Origin of the sequence: Allobosea sp. LC85, from assembly GCF_000735605.1 — a bacterium.
Classification (GTDB): domain Bacteria; phylum Pseudomonadota; class Alphaproteobacteria; order Rhizobiales; family Beijerinckiaceae; genus Allobosea.
Window position 1 is genome coordinate 1 of sequence record NZ_JPKG01000061.1, and the last position, 18,609, is coordinate 18,609.

The window sequence follows — 18,609 nt, forward strand, 5'->3', positions numbered from 1 at the left end:
CGATATCCTGGTCGAGCCGGGCCCCGACCCGGACCAGCACCTGCGAGCGGATCACGTCGAAGGCGCCCTGGAACAGGTAGAGCCCGATCGCCAGCGCCGAGAGCGCCGCCAGCGTCTGGACACTGCCCGAGGTCAGCGCCCGGTCATAGACCTGCAGCATGTAGAACGAGCCGGTCAGCGCCAGGACATTGATCAGCCCCGAGACCACGAACAGGAAGAGGAAGGCCGAGCGGAAGCCGAGCGTCAGCCGGGCGGCATCGCGGCGGCGGGCGGAAATCTGTGCCTTGGAAGGTGCCATGATCGCAAACCGTCAAATGAACAGTTCGACAGGAAGGCGGTGACGGCCGGCGGACACGGGGCCCGCCGGCCGGACGGCGCGGCCGCTACAGCGTGAAGTTGCTGCCGGTCAGGGTGTGGTTGCCCTTCAGGTTGAGCTGGAAGTCGGCATCGCCGTCGGTGTCGAGATTGCCCTTGACCACGGTGTAGTCGCCGTCGGCCCGGGTCTCGTAGGCGACCACCAGCTGGGCGGTGGCGGTGAAGGCCGGGCCGCTGGTCAGGGTGAAGCTCTGGTCGCCGGCGAGCGCCGCATTGGCGTCGATGCCGGAGAGGTCGAGCCTGTCGCCCGGCTCGAAGTCGAGGATGGTGTCGCCATCCGCCGCTTCCTTGCTCTCGAAGCGGAAGGTGTCGTTGCCCGCCCCGCCCTCGATCACGTTCACCGCCGCACTCGCCGTGATCGTGTCATCGCCCGCGCCGGTCGCGACATTCTCGATGCTCCACAGCGTGTCGCTGCCGCTTTGCGTGCTGACCGCGCTGCCGCGTCCGAGCAGGCCGGTGCCGAGATCGACCGTCAGGTTCGCCGTGATCGCCGAAAGATCGAGCGTGTCGCTGCCCGTGCCGCCGTCGCTGTCATCGCCGAAATAGACGTCGTTGCCGTCACCGACCGTCGCCACGATCACGTCATGGCCCGCACCCGCCACCACCGTGTCGTCACCCGCGCCCGCCGTAATCCGGTCATCACCCGTGCCACTGAGGATCGTGTCGTCGTCGGCCTCGCCGTCGATCAGGTCGTTGCCGGCCCCGCCGAGCAGCACGTCGTCATCATCCCCGACAACGGTCTCGAAGATCTTCTCCGGCAGATTGGTCAGGCTGGTATTGCGGGCGATGATGTCCGCAAACTCCTGGCCGTCGATGAAGTTCTCGTAGAAGTCGAAATTCTCGACCCGGTCGAGATAGTAGAACCGGTCGGCCTCCTGCAGGCGGTCGAACTGTTCGTGCAGCACGACCCAGAAGGTCTGCCCGACCATGCCGCCATTGATATGCGCCTCGGCCAGGCCACCGACCCAGAGATCGACTCGGTCGATCCCCTTCACGATGCCGGTCCCGTCCGGCTGGATGGCCACGTCGATATTCGAGTTGATCGCGCTGAAGGCAGCGATCTCAGCGGCATCCAGAACCAGATCGGGATAGGCCTGCCTGAACTGAGCGATCACGGCCTCGCTCAGATTGTTGCGCTGCTGGAAATCCTCCCATGAGCTATAGGGCGAGAGGTTTCCGGCAAATCCGATGGCCGCGGCGACATAGGGATCCAGCGACGCGGCAAGATCCGAACGCACCTGGTTCAACGTGCCAAGCCCGACATCCCAGCCGCGTGCCACGTTGAAGGCGAACAGGTCGGCATTGATCCGCACCAGGTCGTTGCGCACCGCGTCGACGATGTTGAAGTCGACCTCCTCCGCCGGCTGCCTGATGATGCCGCCCAGGATCGATCCGACGCCGAGCTGCTCGTAGCCGGGCTGCGGGACGTAGCCTGGAGGCAAGGAAGCGGTGAAGGCGCCGGCATCGTTCGTCGGATTCAGGAAGGCGTCGAACAACGCCACCTGCTTCGGCTGACCAGCCGCATCGAGCACGGTCATATTCTGGCCGATCAGGGAATGACCAACCCGGTACACCGCCGCCGCGAACTCATGCGAGATGCTGGCCGTCGCATCCGGATTGTATTCGCCATGGCCGTGGCTATCGCCTTTCATCCCGCCGATGAGATGATCGGCGAACTCGTTGAAGACGACGCGCTGGTACTCGGCCTCGTTGATGATCTTGGCCGCCTGGAAGAGCTCCTCCTGCGAGCCCTGGAAGCCGGCTTCCACCAGATTCTCGACGTGGAAGTTGTGATTGCGGGCCCAGATCGTGTGCATCGCGGTCAGGGAGAAGTTCTCGTTCGTCCGGCCGTCGCCGGCGATATAGTGGTCAAGCACGCTGATGAACGGATTGGCATCCAGCAGCAAGGCATGTCCGGTGCCCATGAAGTTGGACGCCATGCTCGCCGCCATCGTGGTGTTGATCACGCCGCCGCCGTCAACCAGCCCCGCGAAATAGGTCTGGAAGGCGACGGGGCCGCCCGGCAGGCCGGTGAAGACAGTGTTGTTCTCCCAATGCTCCAGGATCAGCTCGCGCAGCGTCGGCAGCAACCGGAAGTCCGGGTCAGACGGATCCGGTCCTCCCGCCAGCAGCATCGAACCGAGACCGCCATCGCCGTCACCTTCGCGCAGGAACTGGCCGACGAGCCCGTTCGAGCCATAGGCCTGGTTCTGGTCCGCGAAGGGCGAGGTGCGGTTGATGTGCTGGGGAACGCCGTCGACGATGCTGTCGACCGTGCCGCGGGTGAGATCGGCCGGGTTGCCGGATCCAGGCGCGCCGTTGCCGGGAGCGCCGATCCGGACCGTGCCGTTGCCACCCTTCGGCAGGAAGTCGAGGCCGTGGTCGAAATACTGGCCGAAGGCCATGAAGAAGATATTGGCATCGTTGCCGTTCTTCGGCAGGTCGGCTTCCTGTACCCCCAGGATATTGCTGATGTTGCGCGGATCGAGCCCCTCGAAGATCGGGTTGATCTTGTTGTTGCCGATCGCCGGGTCGTAGTCACCATAGCGGGCTTCGGTCAGCCGGATGAAGGGCTCGTCCGCCGCGCCAAAGTCGGGATGGGCGACATTGTTGCCGTGGCCGCTGAGATCGCGGACGCCGGGCATCGTGTCATCATCGCCCGGGACTTCCTGGCCGTTGACCAGAAGCTTCAGCCCCGCAACGTCGGCCGCGGTGACTTCGAACGCGCCGGTGATGCCGTCATCCCCGCCACCACCGCTGCTGCCGGAATTCGCGAAGGTCGGCGAAGCGCCGTCCGGCAACGTCGCGAAGGTGATGGTATGGCTGCCGTTGGTAAGGGTCGTCGTGCCATTGCCGTTGTCAGCACTGGTGTAGTCGGCGAGCGTCGAACCGGGAGCCAACTCGACGACGTCCTGTGGCCGCAACGCGCCGACGATCGTGTCCTGGCCACCCATCGACTTGAAGACGATGCGGTGCGCCGAGGTTAGCGTCGAGATGTTGACCGTGTCGTTGCCCGTCGAGCCATCGATCGTGATGGTGTTCGTCAGCAGCGTGGTCGGCGCGAAATCGCCAATGACCTGGAAGGTATCGCCGCCACCGCCGCCGGTGATGATAATCTCCTCGATATTCGCGAGTTCCGCAATCACCAGACCATTGCGAACGATCGCGATCTCCGTTGCGTCATTGAGCACGAACCCTGCCGCAGTCGCATCATCCGCCGCATAGATCTGGAAGGTTTCGGTGCTCGCATCGCCGAGGACCTCGAGCGTGTCGGTGTCGGCTCCGCCGTCGACAATGTCGGGACCTTCGGTAGCGGAGATCGTGATGGAGTCGTTCCCGGCGCCGGCATCGATGATGTCGGCAGCCGCAGTGCCAAGCAGAGTGTCGGCACCGGGCGTCCCATTGATCGCGGCTGTTCCAACGGGAGCCGTCGGCGCCGAGAACACCTCCTCGAGCACGCCATTGGCGTCCTGGTAGACGACCCGCAGCCTGATCGGCAGCCCGTTCTCGCCGTCGGTGACCGTGAAGCTCGGGCCATGCGCCCGCTCCACCTCGCCGGCTCCGAAGAGCTCGATATCAGCGAAACCGGTGCCGTCATCGACCTGCCAGAAATAGGAAACGGGGGATGCCGGCACGGTCCCGCCCGGATTGTCGGCGTCGGTCAGACCGGCCAGGTCCACCGTCAGGACATCGCCGACCTGGATGATGCCGCCGTTCCCGTCAACGATGGCGGGCTGCCCCACAGGAGCGCTGTTCGCACCGCCGAGCACGATCGACTGATCGGCAAACTGCAGCCGCTCGATGTTCCGGAGCGTGTCCGTCCCATCCGTCCCGACATTGTCCGTGACCGTCACGGAGCCGTCGGCGTTGGTCGTGATCGTGTAGTTCGCCAGCACGCCCGAGAACTTGGCCGTGTCGAAGTCGGCATTCGCCGCATCGCCATCGAGGATCTCGCGCACGATCACCAATTGGCCGGGGTTGTAGGTGCCGTTCAGCATGAGCGGAACCATCGGCTCCATGCTGTCGAACGACGCGATCTCGGGGCCGGTCCCATCGATGTTTGCCCGCACGCTGATGCGCACGTTCAGCCAGCGGTCGCCATCGATGATGTCGTTGCCGCCGCGACCCTGGATGAGGTCGCTGCCGCCGCCGCCGAGGATGATGTTGCCGCCGTCGAAGAAGGTCGCGCCAGCGGCAAGCAGGGGCCGCAGGCCGTCGATCAGATCGATATTGGTCAGCACGCTTCCCGTCGCACCTGCAGTGCGCAGGGTCACCGCGTCGGAGTTGTCGCCATTCAGCACGTCAGCGGCGTTCGAGCCGGAGATGCCTTCGACAAAGTCGAACCGGCTGAGCGAGGTCGATGAGTTCGGCACCGGCGGCTGATCGAAGAAGCGGTTGGAAATGTCGATATAGACGCCGCTGGTGTTGTGCTTGTAGATCGCCCAGTCATAGCCGGAGCCGCCGATCAAGCGGTCACCGAGGCCGACCTTGCCGGCCATGATGTCATCGCCACCTTCGCCATTGAACTTGTCGTGCTCGCCGTCGCCGATGAAGACGTCGTTGCCGATGACCGGGTCATTGCCGAGCGGATCGAAATTGTCGCCAGGGGCGCCGTCGGAGGTGCCCTTCTCGATCCAGTCGTCACCCTCGTTGCCCATATCCTGTTCGTTGGCCTTGCTGCCGAGGATGAAATCGTTCCCCTGGCCGGCAATGACCTCCGATGCGTCCTCGCCGCTGACGATGAAGTCATTGCCGAAGCCGCCGATGATCAGGTTGACGCCGTTGCCGCCATGGAGGACGTCGTTGCCGTCCTCGCCCTGGATGTTGTCGTCACCACCGGTGTCCGTGATGATGTCGTCGCCGGCGCCGCCGCGCAGCTGGTCGTTGCCGTCACCGCCGTCGAGGCGGTCATTGCCGCCATCGCCCCAGAGCGTGTCATCGCCCTCGCTCGAGATGATGATGTCGTTGCCGGCCGTGCCGCCGAGGACGACATGCTCCTCTCCGGAGTATTGGAGGTAGTTGGTGTCGGGGCCGACAGTCTCGGGATTGTCGCGGAGGACGACGGGGCCGCCCTGTCCGGATGCGACCCAGACGCCAGCTTGTCCAAACCCCACGATGTCGGCTAGGCTATCGCCGTTTACATCTCCGATTCTACGCGGGAATAGGTTCTGGCTCGACCAACTACCCGCGAGCGGCGCATAGGCGTGCAGTTCGAACGTGGGCGCCTGGAAAGAGCCATCCGGATTGGCAAGCGCGGTGTAGATCCCGGCTGGTCCAAAGCCGACGATGTCGGCCCGACCATCACCATTTACATCGGCGAGTTCGCGCGGGTAAAGGTCCTGACTGGACCAGCCACCAGCATTCGCAAAGGTCCCAAAAGCAGCCAGCTCGAATGTAGGCGTTTGGAAACTCCCGTCCGCATTGGCACGCGCGACCCAAACCCCACCCTGCCCGAAGCCCACGATGTCAGCCCGGCCGTCGCCGTTCACATCTCCCAGCTTGCGTGGATAGAGGTCATGGCTGGACCAACCTCCGGAATTCAGAAAAGTCCCAAAGGCAGCTAGCTCGAATGTAGGCGTCCCGAAACTCCCGTCCACATTGGCGCGCGCGACCCAAACGCCAGCCTGCCCAAAGCCCACGATGTCAGCCCGACCGTCGCCGTTCACGTCCGCGAGTTCGCGCGGGTAGAGGTCCTGGCTCGACCAGCCGCCGGCATTCAGAGCAGGGGCAAAGGCAGCCAGCTCGAATACAGGCGTCCCGAAACTCCCGTCCGCATTGGCGCGCGCGACCCAAACCCCACCCTGCCCGAAGCCCACGATGTCGGCCCGGCCGTCGCCGTTCACATCTCCCAGCTTGCGTGGATAGAGGTCCTGGCTGGACCAGCCGCCGGAATTCAGAAAGGTCCCAAAAGCAGCCAGCTCGAATACAGGCGTTTGGAAACTCCCGTCTGCATTGGCACGCGCGACCCAAACCCCACCCTGCCCGAAGCCCACGATGTCAGCCCGGCCGTCGCCGTTCACGTCTGCAAGTTCGCGTGGGTAGAGATCCTGGCTCGACCAGCCGCCGGCATTCAGAGCAGGAGCAAAGGCTGCCAGCTCGAATGTCGGCTCCGCAAAGGCGGCTTCCGGCTCAAAGGGATCGGCCCGGCCGTCCGCGCCCAACCCCGTATGCTGCGCCGCCTGGTTCACCTCGAGCGTGAACCCGGGTGTCGTGAAGACCACACCCGGGAGGTGGGTCGCAGTCGAGTTCGCCATGATCATCTTGGCGAAGGAGTTGCCCTCGAGCTCCGAAACGAAGTTCAAGCCGGCGGTGCGCTCGAGATAGTAGAAGCGGTCGCCATCCTGCAGCTTTTCGAGCTGGTTCTCGAAGATGAAGTTGAAGGTCGACCCCAGCATGCCGCCAAACGGCATCTTCTCCTCGGCGAGACCGCCGATCCACAGATCGATATCGTCGACGCCGGTGATCGTGACTCCGTTGGCGCCGCTGGCCCAGGCACCCGTTCCATTCAGGAAATCAAGGCGGTCGGCCGGTTCGCCAACACCACCAAGAACCAGAAGGGTCGCAGCAGCGCGCTTGTCGGCGAGTGTGGTTGCGCCGGTGATGGACGTGTGCAGGCCATAGGCGGCGATGAAGTTGACCACCGATTCCGGGTTCTTCAGGTGCTGGATCAGATCCACCCAGCTCGTATAGGGCTTGAGCAGCACTTCGCCGGTCTGCGTGTAGATCTGGCGGCGAACCTCGTTCAGCGAGGGAATGCCGGTGTCCCGGCCGCGCGCGATGTTGATCGCGGGCAGGTCGAGCGGCAGGCCGAGCAGGTTGTTGCGCAGTGCCTCGGTAACGTGTTCATCGATCTCGTTCCCGGCCTGGCGGGTCAAGCCGCGCACGATCGCGCTCGTCGCGTCTTCGGGAGTCGGCCCGCTCGCGGCGAAGGCGAGCGGATTGAGGAAGGCCGCGATCAGACCCATTTGCTGATCGGGATTGCTCGGGTCAGCCGCGACGACATCGAAGTCGGCCGTAAACCGATCAACTGTCTCGGTCAGCATCGAATGGCCGAAGCGATAGACGGTATGCGCGAACTCGGCCACGATCGAGGCATCGAGATCGACGTCATAGACCTGCGTCGGCGCGAAGAAGATATCGACGTTGGGCTGGATCGTGCGAGCGAACTCCTCGAAGACCAGATGCTGGTACTGCATCTCGGTCCCGAACTTCGCGGTCTGGAACAGGCGCTCGCCGTTCCACTGCAGAGCTGCGATCTCGGCAGGTGTCGCCGGGAATGTCGCAGGTGCCGTGCCCGGTATCAGCCATTCCGTCAGGAAGGCGAGATCAACCGAGGTCAGGACCGTGCTCTTGGTCTGCTCGACCAGCCGGTTGTGCTCGGCATGGAAGATCGAATGCACGGCGGTGAGTCCGATATTCTCGTTCACGCGGCCGTCGCCGGCGATGTAGTGCGCGTCGAGAAGCTCGTTGTCATAGGCGAGGTTGTTGCCTCCCGGCCCCACGGGCACAGGATTTCCGGTGAGCGTATCGGCGTCGGGTGCGAGGACACCGGCGTTGAAGACCGGCACGGCATTGTGGGCGATGTCGTCGAGGAAGGCGTGACCGGTGCGCACCGCGTTGGCGAGGCTGATCGGAGCCGCCGGGTTGCCTTCGACAAGGACATCGTCAGCGGTGCCGCCAATACCGTCCGCCCCCTTCATCACGACCTGCGGGAAGCCGTTCGGCCCCTTGATGAAATTGCCATAGGCGTCGGTCGCCAGCAGCGGCACGCTGTTGTAGTCGGCATCGGTCAAATTGATGCCGAGGATGTCGCGCGCCTGGGCCTTCACGACCTTCCAGGTCGCCATGCCGCCGATCTCGACATCGTCAGCAGTTCCAAACGTACCGTCGGCGCCCAGATCCCGGTTGGTGATCAGCCTGCCGGTCGCAACCGGATCGCCAGCGGCGTTGAGCTCATAGGCCCGCAGGAAGACCTGATGCGAAGAATGCGACGCATAAGTCTGGTTCTGGTCGACGAAGGGCGAGGTCGTATTCGTGTGCTCATGAATGTCGTCGGCGTTGCCGAGGATCCCGTCCGGGCCCGGCTGATTGGTCGCCCGCGTCAGCACCATGAAGTTCGTCGGGCTGCCCGGGACGAAGAGCGGATCGTCGGGCTGAAGCGGGATGAACACGGTACCGGATCCGCCCTTGGTCACGAGATCGAGACCATGGTCGAAGAACTGACCGAAGAAGGTCATCCAGGCGTTGAACGGGGCCGACAGGCCCTCATCGGGCGCGACATTCGGCATCTCGAAGACCTGCTTGTCGTCGCCCGTACCGAACTGGCCGTCCAGCCCCGGGCTGGTGACGATGGTCAGGCCAAGGCCGTCGACGGTTCCGTCAAAGGCGAGCTGGGCAGTTGCCACCGCGACGGGGTCTCCGCCGGCCTTGGCCGTATTGAGCGCCTGCAGCGCATTGAGGAACGTCGTCGTATCCGCCGCGATATTTTCTGAGCCGGCGTTGCGAAGGGCCGCCGCGATCGCTGCAGGATTGTTCGCGGTCTGGTCGACGACCAGATTGCTGATCGTGCGCGGCTGCGAGTCGATCACCAGCCCGTTCGTCTGCTGGTAGGAGGTGCCGCCCTCCGCTGGATTGAACACAGGTGTCGTGACGCGTGGGAAGGTGTTGTCGGCCGCGCCGAAGGTATCGCTCTGCTGCTGATTGAGCAGGTTGTTGGTCGAACCATCGACCGTGCGCAGACCAAGCGGCGCCCGCACATTCGGCAGCAGCGAGGTCAGAGGCGCACCGGCCGCATTCGCCTCGGCGATCTTGATCTGATCGAGAATGAAATTGAGGTCCGAACGAACCATCATGAGCCCCGGCCCTCCGGCCGTGGCTTCAACGACCGGCACCGGCACCACAGGCGGAGCGACGGGTGCCGCCACAACGGGCTGGGTCGGAGGCGAGAATACCGTCTCGGTGACGCCGTGTCCGTCGGTGAAGATCGCCTTCACGCGCAGCGAAGAGCCGGCGAGATCGGGCGTGACGCGGAAGCTGGCTCCGTCGGCGCTCTGGAATGCGAGATCCCCGGCCGGAAGCAGGATGATGTCCTCGAAGATGCCCGAGCCGGGATCCGCCTCGAATTGCCAGTGATAGGAGATCGAGCCGGGAAGAATGCCGTTGACCGCGCCGGGGCCGGTGTCGGCATCGGTCACGCCCGCGATCGAGACGCGCAGCAGCTGCCCTGAGGTCGGCGTATCGTCAGCCGTGCTCGATGTCGCGTCGAGAATGGCGAGCTGGCCGGTCGGGTCGACGTTGAGGCCGACGCCGTTCGGAAGCGTGAAGCTCTGATCCGCGAATTGCAGCCGCTCGACGTTCTGGAGCGTATCGGTGCCATCCGTCCCGACATTGTCGGTGACAGTTGTCGTGCCGTCGACAGCGGTCGTGACCGTGTAGTCCGCCCGATTGCCGGAAAAGACCGCGGTATCGAAGGCATCATTGTCGTCGATGATCTCACGCACAGCGACCAACTGGCCGGGATTCCAGACGCCGTTCAGCATGTTCTGCAGCAGGGTCGGCGCGACCATGCTGTCGAAGGTGGCGATCTCCGCACCGGTACCATCGGCATTTGCCCGCACGCTGATGCGCACGTTCAGCCAGCGGTCGCCGTCGATCAGGTCGTCGCCGCCGCGGCCCTCGATGACGTCGCTGCCGGCACCGCCGAGCATGATGTTGCCGGTGGCAAAGCCGGTGGTCGAGAGACCAGCATCCGCTAGAAGCGTCACAAGGTTGTCGATCAGCCCGACATTTGTCAGTGCGCTGCCCGTGGCGCCGCCATGGTCGAGGATCGTGGCCGCGTTGATATTGTCACCGCGCAGGATGTCGGCAAATCGCGAGCCGGACAGGCCCTCGACCTCGTCGAAGCGGTCGAGGATCGACGCCGGGGACGCAGCCACGGGCTGGACAACGCCCGTGTTTGCAGCAGGCGTCTCGCCATGCGGCTGCGCGAGCGCGGGGAGAGTGAGGTCGACCGTGACGCCCTGGGTATCGCTCTTGTAGGTGACCCAGTCGAAGCCGGACATGCCCTCCATCTTGTCCTGGGCATCGCTGCCGACGAAGATGTCGTCACCGCCCTCGCCGATCATCTCGTCGAAGCCGCTGCCGCCCACGAAGATGTCGTGGCCGATGATATTGTCGGTGAGCTGGGGCGCGAGATTGTCGCCGGGGGCGCCGTCCTGGGTGCCCAATTCGATCCAGTCATTGCCCTCGTTGCCGGTCGGGGTCAGGCTGGTCTTGGCACTGTAGATGAAGTCGTCACCCTGCCCGCCAAGGGTGGTCGAGACGTCCTCCATCGTGACGATGTAGTCCTTGCCGTCGCCGCCGAGGATCAGATTGCCGGCGCCGGCAGCCATCATGTTGCCGGCCTGGATGACGTCGTTGCCGGCCCCGCCCTCGAGGCGGTCGTCGCCGCCCAGATCCTCGATGATGTCGTCGCCCTCGCCACCCAGGATGGTGTCGTTGCCGAAGCCACCCTCGAGACGGTCGTTACCGCCGTCGCCATAGAGCGTGTCGTCGCCGTCACCGGAGATGATGACGTCATTGCCCGCGGTGCCGCCGAGGACGACATGGTCCTCACCGGTGTACTGGAGGTAGTTGGTGTCCGCGCCCGGCGTCGCCGGATTGTTGCGGATGACGAGAGGAACGACCTCGACGCCATTGATCTCGATGCCGCCGGTCGGGTCCGCACGTCCATCCGGGCCGAGCCCGGTGTGCTGCGTCGCCTGGTTCACTTCGAGCGTGAAGGTCGGCGTCGTGAAGATCGCGTTCGGCAGATGCGTCGCGTCGCTGTTGAGCATCACCATCTTGGCGAAGGAATTGTTCTCGAGCTCGGTGCCGAAATTCAGGCCGGCAAGGCGCGACAGATAGTAGAAGCGGTCGCCGTTCTGCAGGGATTCGAGCTGGGTCTCGAAGACGAAGTTGAAGGTCGAGCCGAGCATGCCGCCAAACGGCATCTTCTGTTCCGCGAGGCCGCCGATCCAGAAATCGACGTCGTTGAGGCCGCCGAGGGAACCACCGGCATAAGCGCCGGTCGCATTCAGGAAGTCGAGGCGATCCGTGGGCGCACCAACGCCATCCAGCACCAGCAAGGTCGCCGCCGCACGCTTGTCGGCCAGCGTCGTCGCACTGGTGATCGACACATGCGTGCCATAGGCCGCGATGAAGTTGATCAGGGACTCGGCATGCTTCAGATGGCCGGCAAAATCAGTCCAGCTGATATAGGGCTTGAGCTGGCTGTCGCCGGTCATCGCGAAGAACTCGGACCGCGCATTGTTGAGCGACGGAATGCCGGTGTCCCGACCGCGTGCGATGTTCAGCGCCGGCAGATCGAGCGGCAGGCCGAGCAGGTTGTTGCGCAGTGCCTCGGTGACGAACTCGTCGATCTCGTTACCGACCTGGCGCGTCAGGCCGCGCACGATCGCGCCGGTCGCCTGCTCGGGCGTCACCCCGCTCGCGGCAAAGGCGAGGGGATTGAGGAAAGCCGCGATCAGGCCGAGTTGCGGGTCGCCGCCGACGGTATTGAAGTTCGGGTCGAAGCGATCGACCGTCTCGGTCAGCATCGAATGGCCGAAGCGATAGACCGTGTGTGCGAACTCCGCGAGGATCGCCGGGTTGATCGTGGTGTCGTAGCCGTTGGGCGCCAGGAATTCGTCGACCTGCGGCTGGACCGTCCGGGCGAACTCCTCGAACACCAGATGCTGATACTGCATCTCCGTGCCGAACTTCGCGGACTGGAACAGGCGTTCGCCGTTCCAGTCGAGCGCGTCGATCTGGACCTGCGTCAACGGGAATGTCGTGCCCGCAGCAAGCGGAGTGTCGAGCCATTCGTTGAGGAAGGCGACATCGCCCGTCGCCAGCGCCACGTCCTTGGTCTGCTGGACCAAACGGTTATGCTCCGAATGGAACACGGCGTGCACGGCGGTGAGGCCGATATTCTCGTTCACGCGGCCGTCACCGGCGATGTAATGCGCGTCGAGGAGTTCGTTGTCGTATTGGCCGGCGGCCAGCGGGCCGGTATTGACGATGGTATCGGCATCCGCGGTCTTGCCCGTCGGATCGGCGTTGTGCGCGATGTCGTTCAGGAAGGCATGACCGGTGCGGGCAGCGCCCGCGAGGCTGATCGGCGCCGCCCTATTGCCCTCGGTGAAGCTGCCATCGGTCATCATGACCATCGGCATGCCGTTCGGGCCCACGATGAAATTGCCATAGGCGTCGACAGCCAGGACCGGCACATTGCCGACATCGGCGTCGGTGAGATTGATGCCGAGAATGTCGCGCGCCTGTGCCTTGACCACCGCCCAGGTCGCCATCCCGCCGATTTCGACATCGTCAGCGGTACCGAACAGGCCATCTGCGCCGAGATTGCGGTTGGTGATCAGTTCACCGGTCGCCACGGGATCGCCGTTGGCATTCAGTTCATAGGCGCGCAGGAACACCTGATGCGAGGGATTCGAAGCGTAAGTCTGGTTCTGGTCGACGAAGGGCGAGGTGGTGTTCTGCCCCCCCGTTGCGCTGTCGACGGCACGCTGCAGGACCATGAAGTTTAGAGCGCCGGGCGCCGTGCTGAACAACGGATCATCGGGGTTCAGCGGAATGAAGACGACCTCGGTCTGGTTCGTGGACTTGGTGACCAGAGAGAGGCCATGGTCGAAGAACTGGCCGAAGAAGGTCATCCAGGCGTTGAACGGCGCCGAGAGGCCCACATCCGGGGTGATGTTCGGGATGAAATTGACCGGAACATCGTCCGCGGTGCCGAAGACCCCATCCAGCCCGGGGCTGGTGACAGTGCTTGATCCGGGGTTCTGTGCAGCGGCCGCAGCAGCCGCCGGATTATTGTTAGTCTGGTCGACGATCAGATTGCTGATCGTGCGCGGCTGGGTGTCCTGCACGAAGCCGGGGTTCGCGTAACTGGTACCGCCCTCCGCCGGCCGGAACGACGGATCGGTCAGGCGCGGAAACGCCAGATCCGCGGCACCGAATTCCGGGTGGGCCAGGTTGTTGAACGAGCCATCGACGGTCCGCAAACCCAATGGCAGCTGGGCGCTGGGCAAGATGTCACTAAGGCTCTCGCCCTGAGCATTCCGCTCCGCGATCCTGATCTGCTCGAGAATGAACTCAAGGTCGGAGCGAATGTATTGTGCCATGACGCCCTCCTGGGGTTTTCGAGAAACCCGTATTGGCTTCGTCTCGGGCAATGCTCCGCCGCTCGCGCCAAAGAGGGCACGACACCGGTTGCACCGGCCGCAAGAACTTCGTTTGAGCTAGCGTTCAGCCGCTGGGGGCCTATCGCACGCTGCATCATGCACGTCGGCAGGTCCTGGCTGTTAGAGGACTATGTCGGATGATTTTTATTGGCGCTTGGTCTAGGTCTTTCCAAGACAATCGTCGCATCTAGTACAGACCTAGGTCTCATCTGTTACCAGGTGAAGTTCGTATTGGTATGGGTGTCCAACCGCTGGTCGGGCCCCCGAGGCCAAGACACAGGAGCCGACCAGGAGACCGGGCTTTCGAAGGGAAGAGCTCCGCACGGACAGCGATCCAGTGGTCGATCGTCGCGACATGACCGCTGACCGTGAGGCCGGCTGTCCACCCCAATCAGCGGGTGATGGCTTCAACCGTGCCGAACACCAGCCCGTGCGCAGCGATCCGTGGGACTTGAGGCCGGCGCCGCGACCGATCGAGGCAAGGAGCGCGTCAATCGACATGCCGACCGCCAGGACAGCGATAGAGACAGAGGGCACCACAACACGATCCGCCTGCGTGCGCAGATGCCGGCGTGGGAGAAGATCGGCAAGGCCAACATCTTGGGCGAGGGCGAGTCGAATGTGTTCGCTTGGTCGAGATGGCCCGCTGAACGGCTCTCCGAAGACCTGAACAATTGGATGCGTGCTGCGAGCCATTGGCAAAGCGTGGCCGCGGTGGGATCATCGAGCGCTTTACCTAAGGTCAAAACGATCCCGCCACAGGTCTCCGCGCCACTCACTCGAGGGCCCTCCCGATGATCCGCCTCGCCGCCATCGCCCTGCTCGTTACCGTCGCCCAATTTGGGGTGGGCAGTCCGGCATTCGCAGCATGTACATGCCGGTGCATAAATGGGGAGCTCAGGTCGCTATGCGACAGCTCCTTCGACTTCCGTCCGATGTGCAGCGCGCAAATTTGCCCGATCGCCCCACCGTCCATCGCGCCCATTCAGCCGCTTATGCTTCCGCCCATGGGAAAGACGTCCTGCCGACAGGTTCAAGCTCTCAACTCTGACACGAGTGAGTATGAGTGGGAGACGCTGTGCGAATGAAGCACACTCGCGCCTGCCCTGGGCAGCGCTTGTCTCGCGTGAATTGAACCCGTCGCAATAGGCCGAAGCTGGCCGCTGATGGCTCCCCCTATGGGTTGGCCATGCCCCCCGCCAGGCACGCGTGGCACTGCCGCGGGATCAATTCCTCCCCTCTGCGAAACGCCCCTATATGCATACCTGACTTGGACCTTGTCCGCGCTGGCGGCTTGGCCTGAGGCCGAGGGCTCGCTAAGCCTGAAGCCTGCACCCTGCCCGAGGCTCTCTTGCGTATCCTGCTGATCAATCCCAACACGACCCAGGCGATGACGGATCTCGTCATGCAGGTGGTCACGCCGCATGCCCCGTCCGACGTCGCCCTTCATCCGGTGACCGGCCGCTTCGGCGCGCAGTATATTTCAAGCCGCAGCGCGGGTGCGATCGCGGCTCATGCCGCGCTCGAAGCCTATGCCGAGCATGGTGCCGGCTGCGATGCGGTCTATCTCGCCTGCTTTGGCGACCCCGGGCTTCACGCCCTTAAGGAGATCTCGCCCGTCCCGGTCGTTGGCATGGCCGAGGCGAGCTGCTTGGCCGCCGCGGCGATGGCCCCCCACTTCTCGATCGTCACCGGTGGCGAGCGCTGGGGACCGATCCTGCATGAGTTCGTCGCGATGATCGGCCTCGACGGCCGGCTTGCCTCGGTCGAGACCGTCACCCCGACGGGGGCCGATATCGCCCGTGATCCGGATGGCTCGATCGCATTGCTCGCGGCAGCCTGCCGCAGGACCGCGGAACGAGACGGCGCGGGGGCCGTCATTCTAGGCGGCGCTGGACTTGCAGGCCTCGCCGCACGCGTCCAGCCGCATCTCGATATTCCGGTGATCTGCTCCGTCCAGACCGGCATGAAGGCGGTTCTGGCTGCTCTCAGCGGCGGTGCGGCGAAACCGGCGAGCGGTGACCTCGCCTTTCCGGCGCCGGTCGGCAGTGTCGGCCTCTCGCCTGCGCTTGCGGCCCTCCTCGCCCGAGCCTGATCCAGGGAGCGGTCTCCGGCGCGCTCAGCGGAGCAGCAGCGCCGAACAATAGAGCCCGACGCCAAAGACGACATGTCCCGCGATGTTCATGGCGCGGATCTGGCCGGCGTTCGGCTTCCTCGACGCCGCGATGCCGGCGCCCGTTCCCGGCTGCAGGATGAACCAGCCGCAGCCGATTGTGACCAGGCCGACGATCAGAGCTGGCGCGAAACTCGGATTGCGGGCCCAGTCGAGCCCCCAGATCGCCAGCAGGATCGCCGCGAACAGGATGCCGATCAGGTAATGTGCGACCCAGCCGAGCGCGAGTTCGTTCGCCACCGGCTCGGAGCGCGCAATATCCTCATGCGCAAGCCGACCCTGCGCCAGATGGCCGAACCAGCGCCCGGTCATGGCCCAATTCGGGGTCGACAGACCAAAGGCTCGCTTCAAGAACTGGCTCCAGAGATCAAACAGGAGTGTCGCGCCGACGCCGATCAGCACCGAGCGCACAAGAAACTCAAGCATCGCACATCCCCGGAATCCAGCCATGGGCGCATCGGCCGTCGCGCGCCGTCGGTAATGGAAGGGAAGAGGCCCCGTAAGGTCAACCATATGGCGTGGATTTCCCCGCGCCCGTTATGCAGGGGCGCCATGCGCCGTTCATCGCATGACACGATAACCGGCCCCGCCAGCGGAACCCTGGGACCACCGACGCCGTTCCCTTCGGGAGACCAAACGGGGGATAGCGGCACATGGCAGTCGAAACGACGACAAAAGCACGCGCGGGCGGTCCTCACGGAGCGGATGAACTGCCGTCGGTTGTCGTCACCAGCTACAATCTGGAGATTCGCGACGAGGACGGCTTCGTTGGCGACAAGGCCAAGCGTGGCGCATTCCTCGACCATCTCGACGCTCTTCGCGAGCACCTGCGGCAGACCGGCGATGATCCCATCGCAGTCGACTCCGCCAAGATCGGCAAGAAGGAACTCGACACGCTGCTCGGCGAAGGCGAGCCGCGCGAGGCAGCCCTGATCCTCAGCGCCATCGAACGCTACGCCCAGTCGCTGGCCTTCGTCATTCGCCGTTTCGTCAGGCTGAAGGCCTGGAGCGCGGTCGAACGTATTGTGGTCGGCGGCGGGTTCCGCCAGAGCCGGGTCGGCGAGCTCGCGATCGCGCGTGCCGGCATCATTCTGCAGACGGACGGACACACCATGGATCTCGTACCGATCCGTCATCATCCCGACGAGGCGGGGCTTGTGGGCAGCGCCCATCTTGCGCCGAGATGGATGTTCGAGGCCTATGACAGCCTCATTGCCGTCGATATCGGCGGCTCGAATATTCGCGCCGGCATCGTCGAACTGCGCCAGGACAAGGCGCCGGACCTCGCGAAGGCCAAGGTCTGGGAATCCGAGCTCTGGCGCCACGCCGACGAGGAGACCAACCGCGACGATGCGATCAAGCAGCTCGGCAAGATGCTCGATGCCCAGATCAAGCAAGCCGGAAAAGCGGGGCTTCGTGTTGCTCCCTTCATCGGCGTCGGCTGCCCCGGATTGATCGAACGGGACGGCTCGATAGACCGCGGAGCGCAGAATTTGCCTGGCAACTGGCAGAGCAGCCGCTTCAACCTGGTCGAGAGCATTCGCGAGATGGTCCCCGAGATCGGCGGACATGAGACGACGGTCGTGATGCATAACGACGCCGTCATCCAGGGGCTTAGCGAGATGCCTTCGATGCAGGACGTCGAGCACTGGGCGGTGCTGACCATCGGCACCGGGCTGGGCAATGCAAGCTATCAGAACCGAACGAAGCCGAAGGGCCGCGACAAGGCCAAGAACGGAAAATCGGGCGACAAGAAGAACTGACCACTCAGCTCCGCTTTGCCGGCAATGCCCACATCAGCCCGCGCGTGATGATGGCAGGGAAAACCGTGAGATGATCCTCGTCCTGGATGATCTCGGTGGTCAGCCTCAGGCCAGGATAGTTGCGCGAGCGCAGCGCCTTCTCGAACTCCTGCAGTTCGGCGATCATGTCGAGTTTGCTGCTATAGCGCGGCGAGGCCTTGCCGATCGTCTCGAAGGAGGCGATCGCCATCAGCACATCGGCCTTCAACTCCTTGTTTGCCTCGGCATAGGCGCGCTCACGCGCGAACATCACCCGCTGGTCGAACCAGAGTGAAGGGCTGCCGATGATATAGTGCGAGAACATCTTCGGCTCGGTCAGCAGGATGTGGAGGCCGAGCAGCCCGCCATAGGAATGGCCGGCAAAAATGCTGCGATGGGTGTCGGTGCGATAGGTCGAAGCGACGAAGGGCATCAGCTCGTCGGCGAGGAAACGGCGATAGGGCTCTGCTTCGCCGAAGACCGGCGCGCGGCCGGACTCGTCCTTGGTCTTCTCGCCATTGGGCGTCGGCGTGTAGTCGCGGCGGCGGCTGAACTGCGGCGTGTCGCCGACCGCGTAGGAGATGCCGACCAGGATGAATTCTTCCAGCCCTTGGCCGCGGTTACCGACCCGGCGGGCAATGCTGCGCACCAGCGGAAAGGCATAGTCGGCGTCGGTGATGAACAGCACTGGAAAACGTCGGCGTGGCGAGGCGTGATAGGAGGCCGGCAGGCTGACATAGATCTCATAGTCGCGCTGCAGCGTCCTGGCACGGATCGTCCGGACCTCGGTGTCCTTCAGGACGAAGGGCGCCGGATCCGATGGAACCGCCGCAGCGGCCGGAGGTTCGGGGACCGGCTGGGCTGCATAAGCAACGCTGGCGAGCCCGAGGGCGGCAAGCAGGACAGGCAGGCGAAGCATCCGCCGGATCTCCGACATGTTTGTGCCGGGATCGTGACGGTTCTCCCGCCATTCGCCAAGCGCTAAGGCATCGGCCCGAAAAGTAGATTGCGGTTTTCGGGAAAGCCGATGCAAACACAA

The 18,609-nt window shown here is 64.1% G+C and carries 5 protein-coding genes and 1 pseudogene; 2 read left to right on the forward strand and 4 right to left on the reverse strand.

Going from position 1 to position 18,609, the window contains the following annotated elements:
• Positions 1-298, reverse strand: a pseudogene (locus FG93_RS28195) (type I secretion system permease/ATPase); the annotation flags it as partial.
• Between the two features lie 85 nt (positions 299-383).
• On the reverse strand, positions 384-13,556 hold the full coding sequence (locus tag FG93_RS33980) for a peroxidase family protein (protein WP_043241711.1): 13,173 nt from the start codon (positions 13,554-13,556) through the stop codon (positions 384-386).
• A 1,411-nt stretch (positions 13,557-14,967) separates the two neighbouring features.
• Here FG93_RS33980 and FG93_RS28210 point away from each other — a divergent pair.
• Entirely contained in the window at positions 14,968-15,711 is a 744-nt protein-coding gene (locus FG93_RS28210) for an aspartate/glutamate racemase family protein (protein WP_043241717.1), read from the forward strand.
• A 24-nt stretch (positions 15,712-15,735) separates the two neighbouring features.
• On the opposite strand, the gene FG93_RS28215 is transcribed toward FG93_RS28210, so the two are convergent.
• Positions 15,736-16,215 (reverse strand): DUF2938 domain-containing protein, encoded by a 480-nt coding sequence (locus FG93_RS28215; protein ID WP_043241721.1) that lies wholly within the window; start codon positions 16,213-16,215, stop codon positions 15,736-15,738.
• 227 nt (positions 16,216-16,442) lie between these two features.
• On the opposite strand from FG93_RS28215, the gene FG93_RS28220 reads away from it, so the two are divergent.
• Complete coding sequence (locus tag FG93_RS28220) at positions 16,443-17,552, forward strand: ROK family protein (protein WP_043241724.1); 1,110 nt, start codon at positions 16,443-16,445, stop codon at positions 17,550-17,552.
• Positions 17,553-17,556: 4 nt separating this feature from the next.
• Here FG93_RS28220 and FG93_RS28225 read toward each other — a convergent pair whose 3' ends face one another.
• Positions 17,557-18,489 carry an alpha/beta hydrolase gene (locus FG93_RS28225; protein WP_081881986.1) on the reverse strand — a complete coding sequence of 311 codons (933 nt, stop codon included), beginning with the start codon at positions 18,487-18,489 and terminating at the stop codon, positions 17,557-17,559.
• Positions 18,490-18,609: the final 120 nt, after the last annotated feature.